14 protein-coding genes and 1 tRNA gene are annotated in these 15639 nt (G+C 69.5%); 8 read left to right on the top strand and 7 right to left on the bottom strand.

All coding sequences use genetic code 11. The features are described 5' to 3' along the window. Positions 1-597 precede the first annotated feature (597 nt). The 3 genes from ligD to ACGG9C_RS01645 all read left to right on the top strand — a co-directional run bounded on the left by ligD (position 598) and on the right by ACGG9C_RS01645 (position 2585). Positions 598-1836: a non-homologous end-joining DNA ligase gene (gene ligD / locus ACGG9C_RS01655; RefSeq protein WP_194383640.1), complete on the top strand. Its 1239-nt coding sequence runs from the start codon at positions 598-600 to the stop codon at positions 1834-1836. Positions 1837-1891: 55 nt separating this feature from the next. After that, entirely contained in the window at positions 1892-2434 is a 543-nt protein-coding gene (locus ACGG9C_RS01650; protein ID WP_071044582.1) for a pyridoxamine 5'-phosphate oxidase family protein, read from the top strand. Positions 2435-2512: 78 nt separating this feature from the next. Further along, positions 2513-2585 (top strand) — tRNA-Met (locus ACGG9C_RS01645). Positions 2586-2745: 160 nt separating this feature from the next. Here the strand turns inward: ACGG9C_RS01645 and guaA are convergent. The 6 genes from guaA to guaB all read right to left on the bottom strand — a co-directional run bounded on the left by guaA (position 2746) and on the right by guaB (position 9183). Next, the gene (guaA, locus tag ACGG9C_RS01640; RefSeq protein WP_194385560.1) at positions 2746-4323 is read right to left on the bottom strand and encodes a glutamine-hydrolyzing GMP synthase; all 1578 of its coding nucleotides are present in this window, start codon (positions 4321-4323) and stop codon (positions 2746-2748) included. 62 nt (positions 4324-4385) lie between these two features. Continuing rightward, positions 4386-4931, bottom strand: coding sequence for a DUF3817 domain-containing protein (locus ACGG9C_RS01635; RefSeq protein WP_071044581.1), 546 nt, complete (start codon positions 4929-4931; stop codon positions 4386-4388). Between the two features lie 40 nt (positions 4932-4971). Next, positions 4972-5811, bottom strand: coding sequence for an SURF1 family protein (locus ACGG9C_RS01630; protein WP_228480802.1), 840 nt, complete (start codon positions 5809-5811; stop codon positions 4972-4974). Next, positions 5808-6926 carry a GuaB3 family IMP dehydrogenase-related protein gene (locus ACGG9C_RS01625; protein WP_071044579.1) on the bottom strand — a complete coding sequence of 373 codons (1119 nt, stop codon included), beginning with the start codon at positions 6924-6926 and terminating at the stop codon, positions 5808-5810. The genes ACGG9C_RS01630 and ACGG9C_RS01625 overlap by 4 nt, the downstream gene beginning before the upstream one ends. Positions 6927-7239: 313 nt before the next feature. Then, positions 7240-7518 (bottom strand): DUF2277 domain-containing protein, encoded by a 279-nt coding sequence (locus ACGG9C_RS01620; RefSeq protein ID WP_194383642.1) that lies wholly within the window; start codon positions 7516-7518, stop codon positions 7240-7242. A gap of 162 nt (positions 7519-7680) precedes the next feature. After that, positions 7681-9183 carry an IMP dehydrogenase gene (gene guaB / locus ACGG9C_RS01615; RefSeq protein WP_071046046.1) on the bottom strand — a complete coding sequence of 501 codons (1503 nt, stop codon included), beginning with the start codon at positions 9181-9183 and terminating at the stop codon, positions 7681-7683. A gap of 376 nt (positions 9184-9559) precedes the next feature. Between guaB and ACGG9C_RS01610 the strand changes: the two genes are divergently transcribed. The 5 genes from ACGG9C_RS01610 to ACGG9C_RS01590 are packed head-to-tail and all read left to right on the top strand — an operon-like array spanning position 9560 to position 14007. Beyond that, positions 9560-10819, top strand: coding sequence for a branched-chain amino acid ABC transporter permease (locus ACGG9C_RS01610; RefSeq protein WP_194385562.1), 1260 nt, complete (start codon positions 9560-9562; stop codon positions 10817-10819). Positions 10820-10828: 9 nt separating this feature from the next. Further along, positions 10829-11809, top strand: coding sequence for a branched-chain amino acid ABC transporter permease (locus ACGG9C_RS01605; protein WP_071046043.1), 981 nt, complete (start codon positions 10829-10831; stop codon positions 11807-11809). A 28-nt stretch (positions 11810-11837) separates the two neighbouring features. Next, a complete protein-coding gene (locus tag ACGG9C_RS01600; protein ID WP_194383643.1) occupies positions 11838-12827 on the top strand; it encodes an ABC transporter ATP-binding protein in 990 nt (329 codons plus the stop codon). Then, positions 12824-13564 carry an ABC transporter ATP-binding protein gene (locus tag ACGG9C_RS01595; RefSeq protein WP_071046040.1) on the top strand — a complete coding sequence of 247 codons (741 nt, stop codon included), beginning with the start codon at positions 12824-12826 and terminating at the stop codon, positions 13562-13564. The genes ACGG9C_RS01600 and ACGG9C_RS01595 overlap by 4 nt, the downstream gene beginning before the upstream one ends. 32 nt (positions 13565-13596) lie before the next feature. Then, positions 13597-14007 (top strand): VOC family protein, encoded by a 411-nt coding sequence (locus tag ACGG9C_RS01590; protein ID WP_228480804.1) that lies wholly within the window; start codon positions 13597-13599, stop codon positions 14005-14007. A gap of 96 nt (positions 14008-14103) precedes the next feature. On the opposite strand, the gene ACGG9C_RS01585 is transcribed toward ACGG9C_RS01590, so the two are convergent. Beyond that, entirely contained in the window at positions 14104-15381 is a 1278-nt protein-coding gene (locus ACGG9C_RS01585) for an ABC transporter substrate-binding protein (RefSeq protein WP_194383644.1), read from the bottom strand. Positions 15382-15639: the final 258 nt, after the last annotated feature.

Here is a 15639-nt window from a genome sequence, read left to right as displayed (position 1 = left end):
TCCTCCTCCTCCTTCCCGCCCTCCTTCTCCTCCTCCCCGCCCTCCTTCTCCTCCTCCTCCACCGGTCCTAACTCAGGCTGCGCCAGGCGAGGACCGCCGAGTCGACGCCGATTCCGCACGCCGGCATGCGCCGAGCCTGAGTTAGGGCACACCGCGGCCGCCAGCGGCCGCCAGCGGCCGCCCCGGCAAGCCAGCCTCACCCGCCCCGGCAAGACGGCCTCACCGGGCGCCCGAACCCCGACAAGCCGGCCTCACCCGCCCCCCGGCACCTGAACCCGGCGCGCCTGCCTCACCCGCCCCCGGCACCTGAACCGGGCGCCCGCCCCAGCAAGACGGCCTCACCCGCCCCCACGTGCCCGAACCACGGCGCACGGCGCCTACCTCGCCCGCCGCCTACGTGCCCGAACTCAGGCTGAGAGAGAAGACGGCACCGGTGGGAGAGGGAATCCAGGGCCTCGCCTGCGCACCGAGCCTGAGTTAGGACACGGGGCAGGCCGGGCTGCAGCAGGCGCGTGGGCAGAGGTACGCGCGTGGGCACAGGCGGGGGCGGGAGGCAAGCGGTGGCCGCGGCGAGGCGGGCCGAGTAGCGTCCGGCGTATGACACCCGCGAAGAGCCCGGCCGAGGTGATCGACGTCGACGGCACCGACGTGCGGATCACGAGCCCCGACAAGGTGGTCTTCCCGCAAGCCGGCCTGACGAAGATCGACATCGTGCGGTACTACCTCGCCGTCGCCGACGGCGCTCTGCGGGGCGCGGCCGGACGCCCGATGGTGCTCAAGCGCTTCCCCCGCGGCATCGACGTCGAACCCTTCTTCCAGAAGCGCGTGCCCGAGAACCACCCGCTGTTCATCGACACCGCCACGCTCCACTACGCCCGCGGAACCTCGGCTGAGGAGGCCGTGATCCGGGATGCGGCCGGGCTCGCCTGGGTTGCGAACCTCGGATGCCTCGACCTCAACCCCCACCCCGTGCGGGCCGAAGACCTCGACCATCCCGATGAGCTCCGCATCGATCTGGACCCCATGCCGGGGGTGGAATGGGCGCAGATCGTGGATGTCGCCTTCGTCGCCCGCGACGTGCTCGACGACGTGGGCCTGGCCGGCTGGCCCAAGACGAGCGGCTCCCGCGGGATGCACATCCTCGTTCGCATCACGCCCTCGTGGGACTACGCCGCGGTTCGCCGGGCCGCCGAGACGATCGCCCGCGAGGTCGAGAACCGGGCGCCCGGCCTGGCGACGGCTCGCTGGTGGAAGGAGGAGCGCGGCGAGAGCGTCTTCGTCGACTTCAACCAGAACGCCAAGGACCGTACGGTCGCCTCCGCGTACTCGATCCGGCCGGTTCCGGATGCGCGCGTGTCGACGCCGCTGCACTGGGACGAGGTGCGGGAACGTCGCCCGGCCGAGTTCACCGCCCGCACCGTGCCCGAGCGTTTCGCGCAGATCGGCGACCCGCACGACGGCATCGACGCCGCCGCCGGGGACCTCACCGCCCTGCTGCGACTCGCCGATGACCTGGGTCCCGCGGAGAAACCGCCGCGGCGCACCGACGGTTCCGGACGGCGGGCATCGACGATGCCGCTCATCGAGGTGGCCCGCACGAAGACCAAGCCCGAGGCGCAGGATGCGCTCGAGACGTGGCGATCATCACACCCCGCCGCGGCCGCCCAGCTGCACCCGGCAGACGTGCTCATCGACGGGATGCGCGGCTCGAGTTCGCTCTGGTACCGCGTCCGGGTGAACCTGCAGCACGTCGACGAGGCCGATCGACCCCCGCAGGAGGAACTGATCGCCACGTATGACCCATGGGCCGGGCGCAACAACAGCCCGAGCCCTTGAACCGGCAGCGCGGGAGCGAGATGCTGGAAGCACCCACCGGGAAAGGAGCAGAAACATGACTTCCGCCCCGCACCACCTCAGCACCGCCGAGTGCTGGACGCGCATCGAGGGCGAGAGCGTCGGGAGGCTCGCGATCATCCGCGACGACGGCGGCCCCGACCTCTTCCCCGTCAACATCGCCGCGCACGAAGGCGCGGTCTACTTCCGCACCGCCTCGGACACGAAGGTGGTGCGCCTGACGACGCACCCGGCCTCAGCCTTCGAAGTCGACGGTCACGACGATGACGGCTGGTGGAGCGTCGTGCTGCGCGGTCGAGCCGAACGGGTCGGCGACGCGACGGAGATCGAGCGCAGCGGCGTCTCGCGCCTGCTGACGGCCAGTCCGCGCTACAAGCCGCACGTGTTCCGCCTGACGCCGGTGACGATCACGGGCCGACGATTCGCCGACCGCGACGTCGTGAGAGCGCCCTCCCGCACGATGGTGGTCGACGAGGAGACGGGTGCACCGGCGGAGAGCCAGGTGCCACAGCACCCGCACGAGCGGCACGAGCGCCCCACGACCATCCCCTCTCACCGGCCGTGGCGCGACAGCTCATGAGGCCGTCGCCCACCGCGGCTCTGTCACGGGGCGACACACTCTTCGCCCCGCTCTCCGCCGACGCTAACGTGGCGGTATCGCGGCGATCCGGGCGGTCCCGGGCGACGGTTCATACCCGATCGCGTTGCGGGTTCGACTCCCGCCGTCGCGTCTGAAGCCGTCTCGGGAGATCTCGATACGTCGGCTTCGCCGCCTACTCGATCGGAGTCGCAGGAGCCTCAACGCCGCTTTGCGGCAGTGACCCGCCTCGACTCACTCCCACTCGGCCGCTGGCGCGACCGAGTGCCACCGCATCCGTCTCGAGTGGGAGCTCACTCCCACTCGATGGTCCCCGGCGGCTTGGACGTCACATCCAGCACCACGCGGTTGATCTCGCACACCTCGTTCGTGATGCGGTTGGAGATCTTCGACAGCACGTCGTAGGGCAGGCGGGTCCAGTCGGCGGTCATCGCGTCTTCGCTCGAGACCGGTCGCAGCACGATCGGATGCCCGTACGTGCGGCCGTCTCCCTGCACGCCGACCGAGCGCACGTCGGCCAGGAGCACCACCGGGCACTGCCAGATCTCCCCGTCGAGCCCCGCCTTCGTCAGCTCCTCGCGGGCGATGGCGTCGGCGTCACGCAGGATCTCGAGGCGGTCAGCGGTGACCTCACCCACGATGCGGATGCCGAGGCCGGGCCCCGGAAACGGCTGGCGGGCGACGATGACCTCGGGCAGCCCGAGCTCGCGTCCGATCGCACGCACCTCATCCTTGAACAGGGTGCGCAACGGTTCGACGAGCTCGAACTGCAGGTCTTCGGGAAGCCCGCCGACGTTGTGGTGACTCTTGATGTTGGCCGTGCCCGTGCCCCCGCCGGACTCGACGACGTCGGGATAGAGCGTGCCCTGCACGAGGAAGCGGATGGGCTCGCCGTCGGCAGCCGCCTCGGCGACGAGGTCGGCCTGCGCCTTCTCGAACGAGCGGATGAACTCGCGCCCGATGATCTTGCGCTTCTCCTCCGGGTCGCTCACGCCCTCGAGCGCACGCAGGAACTGCTCACGAGCGTCGACGGTCACGAGACGCACACCGGTGGAGGCCACGTAATCCTGCTCGACCTGCTCGCGCTCGCCCTTGCGCAGGAGCCCGTGGTCGACGAAGACGGCGACGAGCTGGTCCCCGACCGCCTCGTGCACGAGAGCCGTCGACACGGCTGAGTCCACGCCGCCCGACAGCGCCGACAGCACGCGGCCGGTGCCGACCTGCGCGCGGATCTTCTCGACCTGCTCGGCGATGACGTTGCCGCTGTTCCAGTCGGCGGGAAGGCCGGCCGCCTTGTGCAGGAAGTTCTCCAGCACCGCCTGGCCGTGGTCGGAGTGCTTGACCTCGGGATGCCACTGCACGCCGTACATGCGGCGCTCGTCGTTGCCGAAGGCGGCCACGGGGGTGGCATCGGTGGAGGCGAGCACGTCGAAGCCTTCGGGCGCACGGGAGACCTGGTCGCCATGGCTCATCCACACGTTCTGCGAGGCCGGCTGGCCGCCCAGTAGAACGCCGCCGTCGCCGAAGAGCGCCGCATCCGTCGCGCCGTACTCGCGCAGGCCCGTGTTCGCAACCTCGCCGCCGAGCGTGCGGGCCATCACCTGGAATCCGTAGCAGATGCCGAGCGTCGGAACCCCGAGGTCGAACACGCCGGCATCGAGCGAGGGCGCGCCCTCCTCGTACACCGACGAGGGACCGCCGGAGAGGATGATGCCGAGCGGCTCGCGCGCGGCGATCTCCTCGGCCGTGGCGGTGTGCGGGACGATCTCGCTGTAGACGCCGGCCTCGCGCACGCGGCGGGCGATGAGCTGGGCGTACTGGGCACCGAAGTCGACGACGAGCACCGGGCGGAACTCGGTGTCACCCTCGATCGACGGGCTCGTGTCGGCGCCGTCGAACGTATCGGTGCGATCGATGTGGTCGGGGGATTCTGTCACCGGTGGTTCTCCGTCGGAATCTCGTGGGTCAGCGTCGAGTGCGCGGCATGGGTGTGGAGCTCGTCGTCTTCACGCTGTCGCAGGTAGGCCCTCACCTCGCGCGCGACGCGGGCCTCCATGAAGAACGACAGCAGCGGCACGATGCCGCCGAGGGCCAGCACGATGAAACGGCCGAAGCGCCAGCGCATGAGGCTCCAGATGCGGAAGCACGCGAACAGGTACACGACGTAGAACCAGCCGTGCGCCACGAGGATGAACAGGGAGATGTTCAGCCCGTCGCCGGTGGAGACCATCTCGCAGTCGTTGGTCATCGGCGCGAACAGCGACCACCACTGGCAATCGGCACCGGGGATGACCGTCGCGAACCACAGCGCTCCGCCGGACCCGCCGGCGAACAGCTCGACGTGCAGCGGCGTGTACTTGAGGATCATCTCGGCGACCAGCAGCAGCAGGCCGACACCGGTGATGATCGACGCCACCTGGTAAAACTTCAGAGCGCCGCGGATCGCCGGGAACGAGGAGAGCTTCGGGGCGCGCGGCATGCATCGATTCTAGTCGGCGCCTCAGACACCCCGTTCCGCGCTACGCAGCCGCGGCATCCTCGAGGTCTTCGACCTCCTTCTCCCACGCATCGCGCGCCAGGCGGTACCACATGTAGAACGCGAAGCCCGCGAAGATCGCCCATTCGGCGGCGTAGAAGATGTTGAGCCAGTTCACACCGGATCCCTGATCGGGCGGGCGCGTGGTGATCTGCTGCAGGGGCTCGGATGCCGTCTCCGACACCAGGTACGGACGGTACACGTCGATGCCGTCCGCGTCGCTCCACCGGCTGAGAAGCGCGGCCGGCGACATGCGGGTGAGGGTGAGGGGATCCGCGCTCTGCGGCGGCGGGACGGGCCCCTCGTCGGAGATGAGCCGGCCGGTGAGTGCGAGCGCCGCGGCATCGTTCGGTCGTTCAGCCGCATCCTCGGACAGCTGCTCTGCGGCGGCGAGCGCCTCCTCCTCGGTGGCCGCCCACCCGACGGCGACCGCCAGCGACGTCGGCGCCTCGGCGGTCGCGACGCGGAACTGACCCGTCACCCAGTAGCCCTCCACACCGTCGTTGTAGCGCGAGGAGACGACGATGTAGTCGTCGGGGACGAACGCGCCGGTCACGGTCACCCGCTGCCCGACGAGCGGCTCGGGCAGGTACTCCCCCGGCTGCACGACGTCGTCGATGGGCTGCACCTGCTCGGTGACACCCTCGGGGAGCGGCTGCATGTCGACCGCGCGGGAGAGCTGCCACTGTCCGAGCCACGCGAACACGCCCGCCACCACCAGGCACAGGGCCAGCACGCCGAGCCAGCGCGGGCGCAGCATGACCTCGCGCAGCGTCGGCGGGAAGACCTCCGGTGGTGCCGGGTGCGGGTCGGCGGTGGTCATCCGGCCTGATACGGCGCCACGACGACCTCGCAGCGCTGGAATTCCTTCAGGTCTGAGTACCCGGTCGTGGCCATCGACTTCTTCAAGGCGCCGATGAGGTTGACCGTGCCGTCGGCGACCGGAGCCGGACCGTACAGCACCGACTCGAGGTCGGCGAGCTGGTTCACGGCCACGCGGCGTCCGCGGGGCAGCTTCGGGTGATGCGCCTCCGGGCCCCAGTGGTACCCGAGGCCGGGGGCATCGGTCGCGCGCGCGAGAGCGACGCCGAGCATGACCGCATCCGCCCCCATCGCGAGAGCCTTGACGAGGTCGCCCGAGGTTCCCACCCCGCCGTCGGCGATCACGTGCACGTAGCGGCCGCCGGACTCGTCGAGATAGTCGCGACGGGCGCCGGCGACGTCGGCGAGCGCCGTGGCCATGGGTGCGTGGATGCCGAGGGTGGCGCGGGTGGACGAGCTCGCGCCCCCGCCGAAGCCCACGAGCACACCGGCGGCGCCGGTGCGCATCAGGTGGAGGGCGGCGGTGTACGTCGCCGCACCGCCGACGATGACCGGCACGTCGAGGTCGTAGATGAACTTCTTCAGGTTCAGCGGCGCCGCCACCGATGACACGTGCTCGGCCGAGACGGTGGTGCCGCGGATGACGAAGAGGTCGACCCCGGCCGCGACGACGGTCTCGTAGAGCTCCTGCGTGCGCTGCGGCGTGAGGGAACCGGCGACGGTCACACCGGCCGCGCGGATCTCGGAGAGTCGATCCCGCACCAGTTCCGGCTGGATCGGTGCGGCATACAGCTCCTGCATGCGACGGGTCGCCTGGTCGTCCGGCAGCGACGCGATCTCGGCGAGGAGCGGCTCGGGGTCGTCGTAGCGAGTCCACAGCCCCTCGAGGTCGAGCACGCCGAGTCCGCCGAGCTGGCCGAGCATGATCGCGGTCTTGGGGCTCACCACCGAGTCCATCGGCGCGCCGATGACGGGGATGTCGAAGGAGAACGCGTCGATGGTCCACGCGGTCGAGACGTCCTCCGGGTTGCGCGTGCGGCGCGAGGGGACGACGGCGAGGTCGTCGAACGTAAACGCGCGGCGGGCCCGCTTGGCGCGGCCGATCTCGATCTCCATGCTCACCGGGCCAGCCTACCCGCCCGCCCGCCGCATCCCTCTGCCCCCGGCGCCTTTGCCGCCTCGGCCGGCGCTGCCGCATCCAGCCGCCGGGCATCCCTGCCCCGCGCCCGCCGCACCCCCCGCCGCCCGCCCGCCGCATCCGGCCGCCGGGCGCATCCCCTCCCCCGCCGATGTCGGAGAAACGGGCCGATGTCGGAGGATTCGCCGCGAATCGTCCGACATCGACGCGATTCTCCGACGATGCGGCGGCAGAGAATGTCGCGGCAGACGCGGGCGGTCAGGCGCCGCGGGCGGGGCAGACGCGGGCGGGTCAGGCGGCCGAGTAGCGCCCGGAGGCCTCGGCGCGGGCGCGCTTCTTCGCCGCCTCCTCGTCGCGGTTCTTCGGCGGCGCGCTGGTCACGAGGTCGTCCAGCAGGTGCTGCGTGGCATGAGCGATGTCGGCGACGGCACGGTCGAATGCATCGCGGTTCGCCTGCGACGGCTTCGTCGTCCCGGCGATCTTGCGCACGTACTGCAGCGCCGCGGCGTGCACCTCGTCGCTCGTCGCCGCGGGCTCGAAGTTGTGGAGCGTGTGGATGTTCCGGCACATGCCGCCGACTGTACGCCGCTGTCGCCCCGGCGGAACGTCGGAGCATCGGTCCGATGTCGGAGGATCCTGCGCAAATCGTCCGACATCGGCGCGACTCTCCGACCTCGGCGCCGCGCGGCGCGGGCTCCGGGCCTCGCGGCGCGGCGCCGCAAGCGCGCGAGGTCAGCGCTTGTAGTTGGGCGCCTCGACGACGATCTGCACGTCGTGCGGGTGCGACTCCTTCAGCCCCGCAGAGGTGATGCGCACGAACTTCCCCTTGGCCTTCAGCTCGTCGATCGTGCGCGCGCCGACGTAGAACATCGACTGACGGAGGCCGCCGACCAGCTGGTAGGCGACCGCGGAGACGGGGCCGCGGTAGGCCACCTGCCCCTCGATCCCCTCCGGGATCAGCTTGTCGTCGTTGGGCACATCGGCCTGGAAGTAGCGATCCTTCGAGTACGACGTCTTCTTGCCGCGCGTCTGCAGGGCGCCGAGGGAACCCATCCCGCGATAGAGCTTGAACTGCTTGCCGCCCTGGAAGACGACCTCGCCCGGCGACTCGTCGGTTCCGGCCAGGAGCGATCCGATCATGACGCTCTCGGCACCCGCGACGAGGGCCTTGGCGATGTCGCCGGAGTACTGCAGGCCGCCGTCGGCGATGACCGGGATGCCTGCCTCACGCGCCGCCAGCCAGGCCTCGTAGATCGCCGTCACCTGGGGCACGCCGACGCCGGCGACGATGCGCGTGGTGCAGATGGACCCCGGGCCGACACCGACCTTCACCGCGTCGACGCCCGCGTCGATGAGTGCCTGCGCACCCTCGCGGGTCGCGACGTTTCCGCCGATGACGTCGATGTGGTCGAACGACCGATCGCCCTTGATGCGCCGCACCATCTCGATCACGCCCGCCGACTGCCCGTTGGCGGTGTCGACCACGACGACGTCGACACCCGCGTCGCGGAGGGCCTCGGCGCGCTCCCACGCATCCCCGAAGAAGCCGATCGCGGCACCGACGCGCAGGCGGCCGTGCTCGTCCTTGGTCGCCAGCGGATACTTCTCGCTCTTGTCGAAGTCCTTGATGGTGATGAGGCCGGCGAGCTTGCCCTCGTCGTCGATGAGCGGCAGCTTCTCGACGCGGTGCTCGGCGAACAGGGCGATGACCTCGTTCGCGCCGATGCCCACGTTCCCGGTGACCAGGCCCTCGCTCGTCATGACGTCTTTCACGAGAGTGGTCTGACGCTCGAAGCCCGACACGAAGCGCATGTCGCGGTTGGTCACGATACCCACCAGACGCCCCTCGGCGTCGACGACCGGCAGACCCGAGATGCGGTACTGCGCGCACAGCCCGTCGACCTCTTCGATCGTGGCCTCGGGCGTTGTCGTGATCGGGTCGGTGATCATTCCCGACTCGCTGCGCTTGACGCGGTCGACCATTGCCGCCTGGTCGGCGATCGACAGATTCCGGTGGATGATCCCGATGCCGCCCTCCCGCGCGATCGCGATCGCGAGGCGCGTCTCGGTGACGGTGTCCATCGCGGCGGAGATGAGCGGGGTGGCCACGGTGATGCGGCGAGTGACCCGGCTGGAGGTGTCCGCCTCGCTCGGGATGACGTCGGTGTGTCCCGGCAGCAGCAGGACGTCGTCGTAGGTCAGTCCGACGAAGCCGAAGGGGTCGTGGTGCTCCATGGGTCCTCCTGCGCCCGTCGCCGTCGGGCGCGTGCAGATCGGGGTGACGGCGTGTCGATCCGAGAATTCTCGACTCGTCGATTCTAAGGCGCGCGCGCCGCGTCGCATTCCCGGCACCCCTATGGGGTGGAGCGCTCGATCCGGGCGCCGCGCGGGAGCGCTTCCGCCGTTCGAGATCAAAACGAGATGCAGGCCACGAATGTGTCGTTGGCCCGAAACAACGACGACACATTACGCTCGTACCGTCGATCATCACGGCCGATGCGACCTGAGCTCGGCGCGCTGGTGTGCCGAGCTGGGAGGTTCAGTGAGTCCTTCGACCACGATCGCGACACCTCGATCGCGCCTACGGGCGCTATCGGTCGTCATCGGCCTGATGCTGGCGCTGCTGGGCGTCTTCGCCGCGTCCGCGCCGGCGAGCGCCGCGGAGGGCGACCCCTACCGCATCAGCGGGAACGTCCAGCTGGACGGCGAGCCCCTGCCCGGCATCATCCTCGTCATCGACGGCCCCGGCGGCGCGCAGGAGGTGGAGACGGACGAGAACGGCCAGTGGAGCGTTCAGGTCCCCGAGCGCGGTGACGAGAACGAATACACCGTCACCCTCGACGAGAACTCCCTCCCCGAGGGCATCGCGGTCGTCGACCCGGAGGACGACACCCCGAACGTGCTCGAGGTGGTCGTGGGCCCCGGCGGGTTCGCGGCGGTCAACTTCTTCATCGGAGAGGGCGAGCGCAACGTCACCTCCTTCTTCGACCAGCTGGTGCAGCGCGTCGTGCAGGGGATCAGCTTCGGCCTGATGCTCGCCCTTGCCGCCGTGGGCCTCACCCTCGTCTACGGCACGACCGGCATCTCGAACTTCGCCCACGGCGAGATGGTGACCTTCGGCGCCATCGTCGCCTTCGTGCTGGTCGGTCCTGCGAGCCTCGCCCTCCCGTGGTGGCTGGGCTATCCCCTCGCGGTGGTGCTGAGCGCGGCTCTGGGACTGGTGATGGATGCGGCGCTGTGGCGACCGCTCCGCAGACGCCGGGTCGGGGTGGTGCAGCTGATGATCGTCAGCATCGGCCTCTCCCTCGCCCTGCGCTATACCTTCCAGTTCTTCATCGGCGGCGGCACCGCACAGCTCCCGGGCGCCTCGGCCCCCAAGATCCCGCTGTTCGGCGCGGTGCAGATGAGCGTGATCGACATGGCGTCGATCGTCATCTCCATCGTCGTGATCGTCATCTTCGCCTTCTGGCTCACCCGCTCGCGGATCGGAAAGGCGACCCGGGCGATCTCCGACAACCCGTCTCTGGCGGCCGCATCCGGCATCGACGTCGACTACGTCGTGCGCGTGGTGTGGGTGCTCGCCGGAGCGCTCGCGGGCCTCGCCGGCATCCTCTACGCGTACTACCGCCCCGGAATCCGCTGGGACATGGGTGCGCAGCTGCTGCTGCTGATGTTCGCGGCGGTCGTCCTCGGCGGCCTCGGCACGGCATACGGCGCCCTCATCGGCGCGCTGATCGTCGGCATCGTCGTGGAGGCGTCGAGCCTGTGGATCCCGGCGGACCTCAAGTTCGCCAGCGGACTGTTCATCCTGATCGTGATCCTGTTGTTCCGACCACAGGGCATCCTCGGTCGACGCGAGAGAATAGGTTAGGCGCAGACCATGGACTGGCTTCAGATCCTCTCCAACTCGGCAAGCTCGATCCTGAGCCCCGCCACGATCGGCTACGCCCTCGCGGCGCTCGGTCTGGCGATGCACTTCGGCTACGGCGGCCTGATCAACATGGGCATCGCCGGCTTCATGGCCATCGGTGCCTACGGCTACGCGATCTCCGTCCTCACCTTCGGGCTCCCGTGGTGGCTCGCGGCGATCCTGGGGCTGGTGGCCGCGGCGATCTTCGCGCTCATCCTCGGTATTCCGACCCTCCGGCTGAGAGGCGACTACCTCGCGATCGTCACGATCGCGGCGGCCGAGGTCGTGCGACTGCTGTTCCTCACGACCGCCTTCGACGACGTCACCGGCTCGGCCGACGGACTGAGCGGCTATCACGCGAGCTTCCGGGCATCGAACCCGATCCCCGACGGCACGTACGGCTTCGGCCCGTGGATGTACAACGAGACCCAGTGGTGGGTGCGCATCATGGGGCTGCTCACCCTCGCGTTCGCGGTGCTGGTGGTGTGGATGCTGACCCACAGCCCCTGGGGTCGCGCACTCAAGGGCATCCGCGAAGACGAGGACGCCGTGCGCTCGCTCGGCAAGAACGTCTTCGCCTACAAGATGCAGACCCTCGTGCTCGGTGGCGTGATCGCCGCCGCGGGAGGCATCGTCTACGCCCTGCCGGCGGCCATCAGCCCCGGCGTGTACGTGACGTCGCTGACGTTCTTCGTATGGACCGCGCTCCTGCTCGGTGGCGCCGCCACCGTGTTCGGTCCGCTCCTCGGGTCGCTCATCTTCTGGGTGCTGCAGACCTTCCTCTCCAACGTCCTTCCCGCGATGGCCTCGGCCGGTCTGCTGTTCGGCATGTCGGCCATCCAGGCGGCGACGCTGCGATTCATCCTCGTGGGCGTGGCCCTGATGCTGCTGGTGATCTTCATGCCGCAGGGCCTGCTCGGCAACAAGAAGGAGCTGACCTTTGTCAAGTGATACGCCGGCAGGCGCCGAGCCGCCCACGATGACCTCTCCCACGCCGCGCCCCAAGACAACGGGCCTGCACAAGGGCGACGCCGCACCGGGCTGCGCCAAGGTCGACCCGATCATCGTCGCCGACAACGTGCGCCGATCCTTCGGCGGCGTGCACGCCGTCGACGTCGACCACCTCGAGGTGCCGCGCGGGGCGATCACCGCCCTCATCGGCCCGAACGGTGCCGGAAAGACCACGCTGTTCAACCTGCTCACCGGATTCGACAAGCCCGACGAGGGCACGTGGAGCTTCGACGGACGCGATCTCGCGGGCGTTCCCGCCTACAAGGTGGCCCGGATGGGTCTCGTGCGCACCTTCCAGCTGACGAAGGCCCTGGGCCTGCTCACGGTGCTCGACAACATGAAGCTCGGCGCGACCGGCCAGCGGGGCGAGAGCTTCTGGGGCGGTCTGTTCCCGCCGCTCTGGCGCAAGCAGGACAAAGACATCGAGACCCGCGCGATGGGCATCCTGCAGAAGTTCAAGCTCGACACCAAATCGGCCGACTTCGCCGCGAGCCTCTCGGGAGGTCAGCGCAAGCTGCTCGAGATGGCGCGTTCGCTCATGACCGATCCGACGCTCGTCATGCTCGACGAGCCGATGGCCGGCGTCAACCCGGCGCTCACGCAGTCGCTGCTGGACCACATCCTCGACCTGAAGGACGAGGGGATGACGGTCCTCTTCGTCGAGCACGACATGCACATGGTGCGTCACATCGCCGACTGGGTCGTCGTGATGGCCGAGGGCAAGATCGTGGCCGAGGGCGATCCGCACTCCGTGATGCGGGACCCGGCCGTGATCGACGCCTACCTCGGCGCCCACCAGGACGTCGACCTGGGTGAGGTCACCGGCCGCATCCCGGTGCAGGGCGAGGCGGCATCGGCCTCCGGCCTGTCCAAGGCCGACATCGAGGCCGAAGCGGAAGCCGAGCTCGAGGCCGAGGAAGCCCCGAAGCGGCACCACCACGAGGAGGACGAGCGATGAGCACCGCCACGACCACCGGCACCACCGTCGTCTCCGTCGAAGACGTGCACGCCGGCTACCTGCCGGGCGTCAACATCCTCAACGGCTGCAACCTCGTCGCACACCAGGGCGAGCTGATCGGCATCATCGGACCCAACGGCGCTGGCAAGTCCACCCTTCTGAAGGCGATCTTCGGTCAGGTGAACGTGCGCAGCGGCACGGTCACTCTCGAGGGCGACGACATCACGGGTCTGAAGGCGAACAAGCTCGTCGCCCGGGGCGTGGGCTTCATCCCGCAGACGAACAACGTCTTCCCCTCCCTGACGATCGAGGAGAACCTGCAGATGGGCCTGTACCAGCGCCCGTCGGTCTACGCCGAACGGCTCGAGTTCGTCACGGGGATCTTCGCCGAACTCGGCAAGCGGCTCAAGCAGCGCGCCGGGTCGCTCTCGGGCGGCGAGCGCCAGATGGTGGCGATGAGCCGCGCACTCATGATGGACCCCAAAGTGCTGCTGCTCGACGAGCCGTCCGCCGGTCTCTCGCCTGTGCGGCAGGACGAGGCGTTCATCCGCGTCTCCGAGATCAACAAGGCCGGGGTGACGTGCATCATGGTCGAGCAGAACGCGCGCCGCTGTCTGCAGATCTGCGATCGCGGCTACGTGCTCGACCAGGGCCGTGACGCCTACACCGGCTCCGGCCGCGAGCTGCTGAACGACCCCAAGGTGACGGAGCTCTACCTGGGCACGCTCGGCGCCTGACGCGCGCCCGCCGAAGGCGTATCGTCGGCGCCATGAGCGATGACGCACGCGTGGACCTCGGCGAGTTCTCCCTGAGCCTGGCCGTGAGGGATCTGGCCGTGTCGACGGCCTTCTACGAGCGCCTCGGCTTCGAGGCGTTCGGCGGCGATGCCGCGTCGGGGTGGCGGATGCTGCGCAACGGCACGACGGTGATCGGGCTGTTCCAAGGCATGTTCGACCGGAACATCCTCACCTTCACGCCCGGCTGGTCCGCCGAGGGACCGACCGAGGAGCCGTTCACCGACGTGCGCGATCTGCAGCGGACCCTTCGCGAGCACGGCGTGGAGTTCGTCGAGTCCGCCGACGAGACCGGCGACGGCCCCGCGAGCTTCACCGTGGTCGACCCCGACGGCAACCCGATCCTCGTCGACCAGCACGTGCCCCGTCCGTCCACCGGCGCCTGAGCTCGACACCCGACGCCCGCGACCCCGGCTCACGCCGGTATACGGCGGGAGGCCCCGCGAGCCGAAGCTCACGGGGCCTCCGTGGGTGCGAGACGATCAGCCCTGCCAGGCGGCGTAGGTGTTGTCGTCGCCGTACTCGTAGATGCCGATCGACGCCTCGGTCGGGTCGCCGACCTCGTCGAACGTGATCGGACCGGAGACGCCGTCGTAGTCGGCGGTGCCGCCGCCCACGATGATGTCGGCGCACTCGGCGTAGGAGGTGCAGGTCTCCCCGTCACCGGTGCCACCCGAGACCTCCTGCAGCGACGCGGCGATGTCCGCCGGGTCGGTCGATCCCGAAGCGAGCGAGGCCAGCGCGAGCAGCACCGTGGCGTCGAAGGACTCCGCCGCGTAGCTGTACTCCTCGAGCGGGTCGGAACCCTCCTCCTCGAGGAAGGCGTCCAGCTCGCCGGTGAACTCGCCCAGCGTGTCGATCGACAGACCGGGCAGCGTGCCCTTGGCGCCGGTGAGCGAGCCCTCCGGGAACTCGTCGCCGAAGTTGGACAGGTTGCCGTCGACGAAGTACATGTTCTCGGCCGGGAACTGTCCGAACAGGCTCGGGAGGATCGTGGTGATCTCCTCGAACGTGATCAGCGCGATGGCGTCGGGGTCGGCCGCGAGGACCTCGTTGATCTGCGCGTCGAACGTCGTGTCGCCGGTGTTGTACGTCGGCTGCGCGACGACCTCGCCACCGGCCGCCTCGAACGCCTCCTGCACGTAGCCGGCGAGGCCGGTGCCGTAGGAGTCGTTCAGCACGATCATGCCGAGGGTCTGCGCGCCGTCCGCGGCGATGAGGTTCCCGAGGACCTCACCCTGCAGCACGTCGGACGGGGCCGTGCGGAAGTACAGGCCGCCGTCGTCGTACGTCGTGAACGCGTCGGACGTGTTCGCCGGCGAGAACTGGATGACGCCGGCGCCGGTGACCTGGTCGATGAACTGCAGCGACACACCCGACGAGGCGGCACCGATGATCGCGGAGACGTCCTCGCCCAGCAGGCGCGGGATCTCGGTCTCGTAGGCCTTGTTGTCGGTGTCACCCGAGTCGCCGTAGACGACGTCCATGCTGAGGCCGGTGGTGTCGGAGACCTCGTTGATCTGCGCCGCGGCGTAGGCCACACCCGCCTCTTCGGGCGGTCCCAGGAACGCGAGGTTTCCCGTCTGCGGAAGCGCCGTTCCGATCGTCAGGGTCATGTCTTCGACGGGACCGGCCGCATCGCCGCTGTCGCCGCTGTCGTCGCTGCCTCCCCCGGCACAACCCGCCAGGACGAGAGCGCTCACACCGACGACGGCCAGGCCGCCGAGAGTGGTCGCGCGCGAACGTGTGATGACGCTCATGTTGCTCCTTGCTGTGTGTGATTTCACGGGAAGGCTCGGGCGCCCACCCAGTGATCACAACCTAGTCGCGCCGACGTCTCTGCGATGTTGCCGTTCGTTAACGATCTGTAACGGGAGGCGCGAGGAGGTCACGATCCGGCAACGACGGCCCCGGAGCGGCCGCGTTTCGTCTCGCTGCGCTCGCTCAACGACCGGATCGGGAGGGAGGACCGGGAGGATCGGCCACCCACCCCGGTCGTTGAGCGAGGAGCGCAGCGA

The organism is Microbacterium sp. MTN4-26 (assembly GCF_042846595.1).
Classification (GTDB): Bacteria; Actinomycetota; Actinomycetes; order Actinomycetales; family Microbacteriaceae; genus Microbacterium; species Microbacterium luteum.
This window is presented reverse-complemented; position numbering and strand designations above follow the sequence as displayed.

Excerpts from the sequence above, each read along its gene's own strand:
- ACGG9C_RS01635 (WP_071044581.1), bottom strand. The coding sequence starts at position 4,931 with ATGCCGCGCGCCCCGAAGCTCTCCTCGTTCCCGGCGATCCGCGGCGCT.
- ACGG9C_RS01625 (WP_071044579.1), bottom strand. The coding sequence starts at position 6,926 with ATGGAGATCGAGATCGGCCGCGCCAAGCGGGCCCGCCGCGCGTTTACG.
- ACGG9C_RS01600 (WP_194383643.1), top strand. The coding sequence starts at position 11,838 with ATGACCTCTCCCACGCCGCGCCCCAAGACAACGGGCCTGCACAAGGGC.
- ACGG9C_RS01595 (WP_071046040.1), top strand. The coding sequence starts at position 12,824 with ATGAGCACCGCCACGACCACCGGCACCACCGTCGTCTCCGTCGAAGAC.
- ACGG9C_RS01630 (WP_228480802.1), bottom strand. The coding sequence starts at position 5,811 with ATGACCACCGCCGACCCGCACCCGGCACCACCGGAGGTCTTCCCGCCG.
- ACGG9C_RS01585 (WP_194383644.1), bottom strand. The coding sequence starts at position 15,381 with ATGAGCGTCATCACACGTTCGCGCGCGACCACTCTCGGCGGCCTGGCC.
- guaB (WP_071046046.1), bottom strand. The coding sequence starts at position 9,183 with ATGGAGCACCACGACCCCTTCGGCTTCGTCGGACTGACCTACGACGAC.
- ACGG9C_RS01620 (WP_194383642.1), bottom strand. The coding sequence starts at position 7,518 with ATGTGCCGGAACATCCACACGCTCCACAACTTCGAGCCCGCGGCGACG.
- ACGG9C_RS01590 (WP_228480804.1), top strand. The coding sequence starts at position 13,597 with ATGAGCGATGACGCACGCGTGGACCTCGGCGAGTTCTCCCTGAGCCTG.
- ligD (WP_194383640.1), top strand. The coding sequence starts at position 598 with ATGACACCCGCGAAGAGCCCGGCCGAGGTGATCGACGTCGACGGCACC.
- ACGG9C_RS01650 (WP_071044582.1), top strand. The coding sequence starts at position 1,892 with ATGACTTCCGCCCCGCACCACCTCAGCACCGCCGAGTGCTGGACGCGC.
- ACGG9C_RS01610 (WP_194385562.1), top strand. The coding sequence starts at position 9,560 with ATGCTGGCGCTGCTGGGCGTCTTCGCCGCGTCCGCGCCGGCGAGCGCC.
- ACGG9C_RS01605 (WP_071046043.1), top strand. The coding sequence starts at position 10,829 with ATGGACTGGCTTCAGATCCTCTCCAACTCGGCAAGCTCGATCCTGAGC.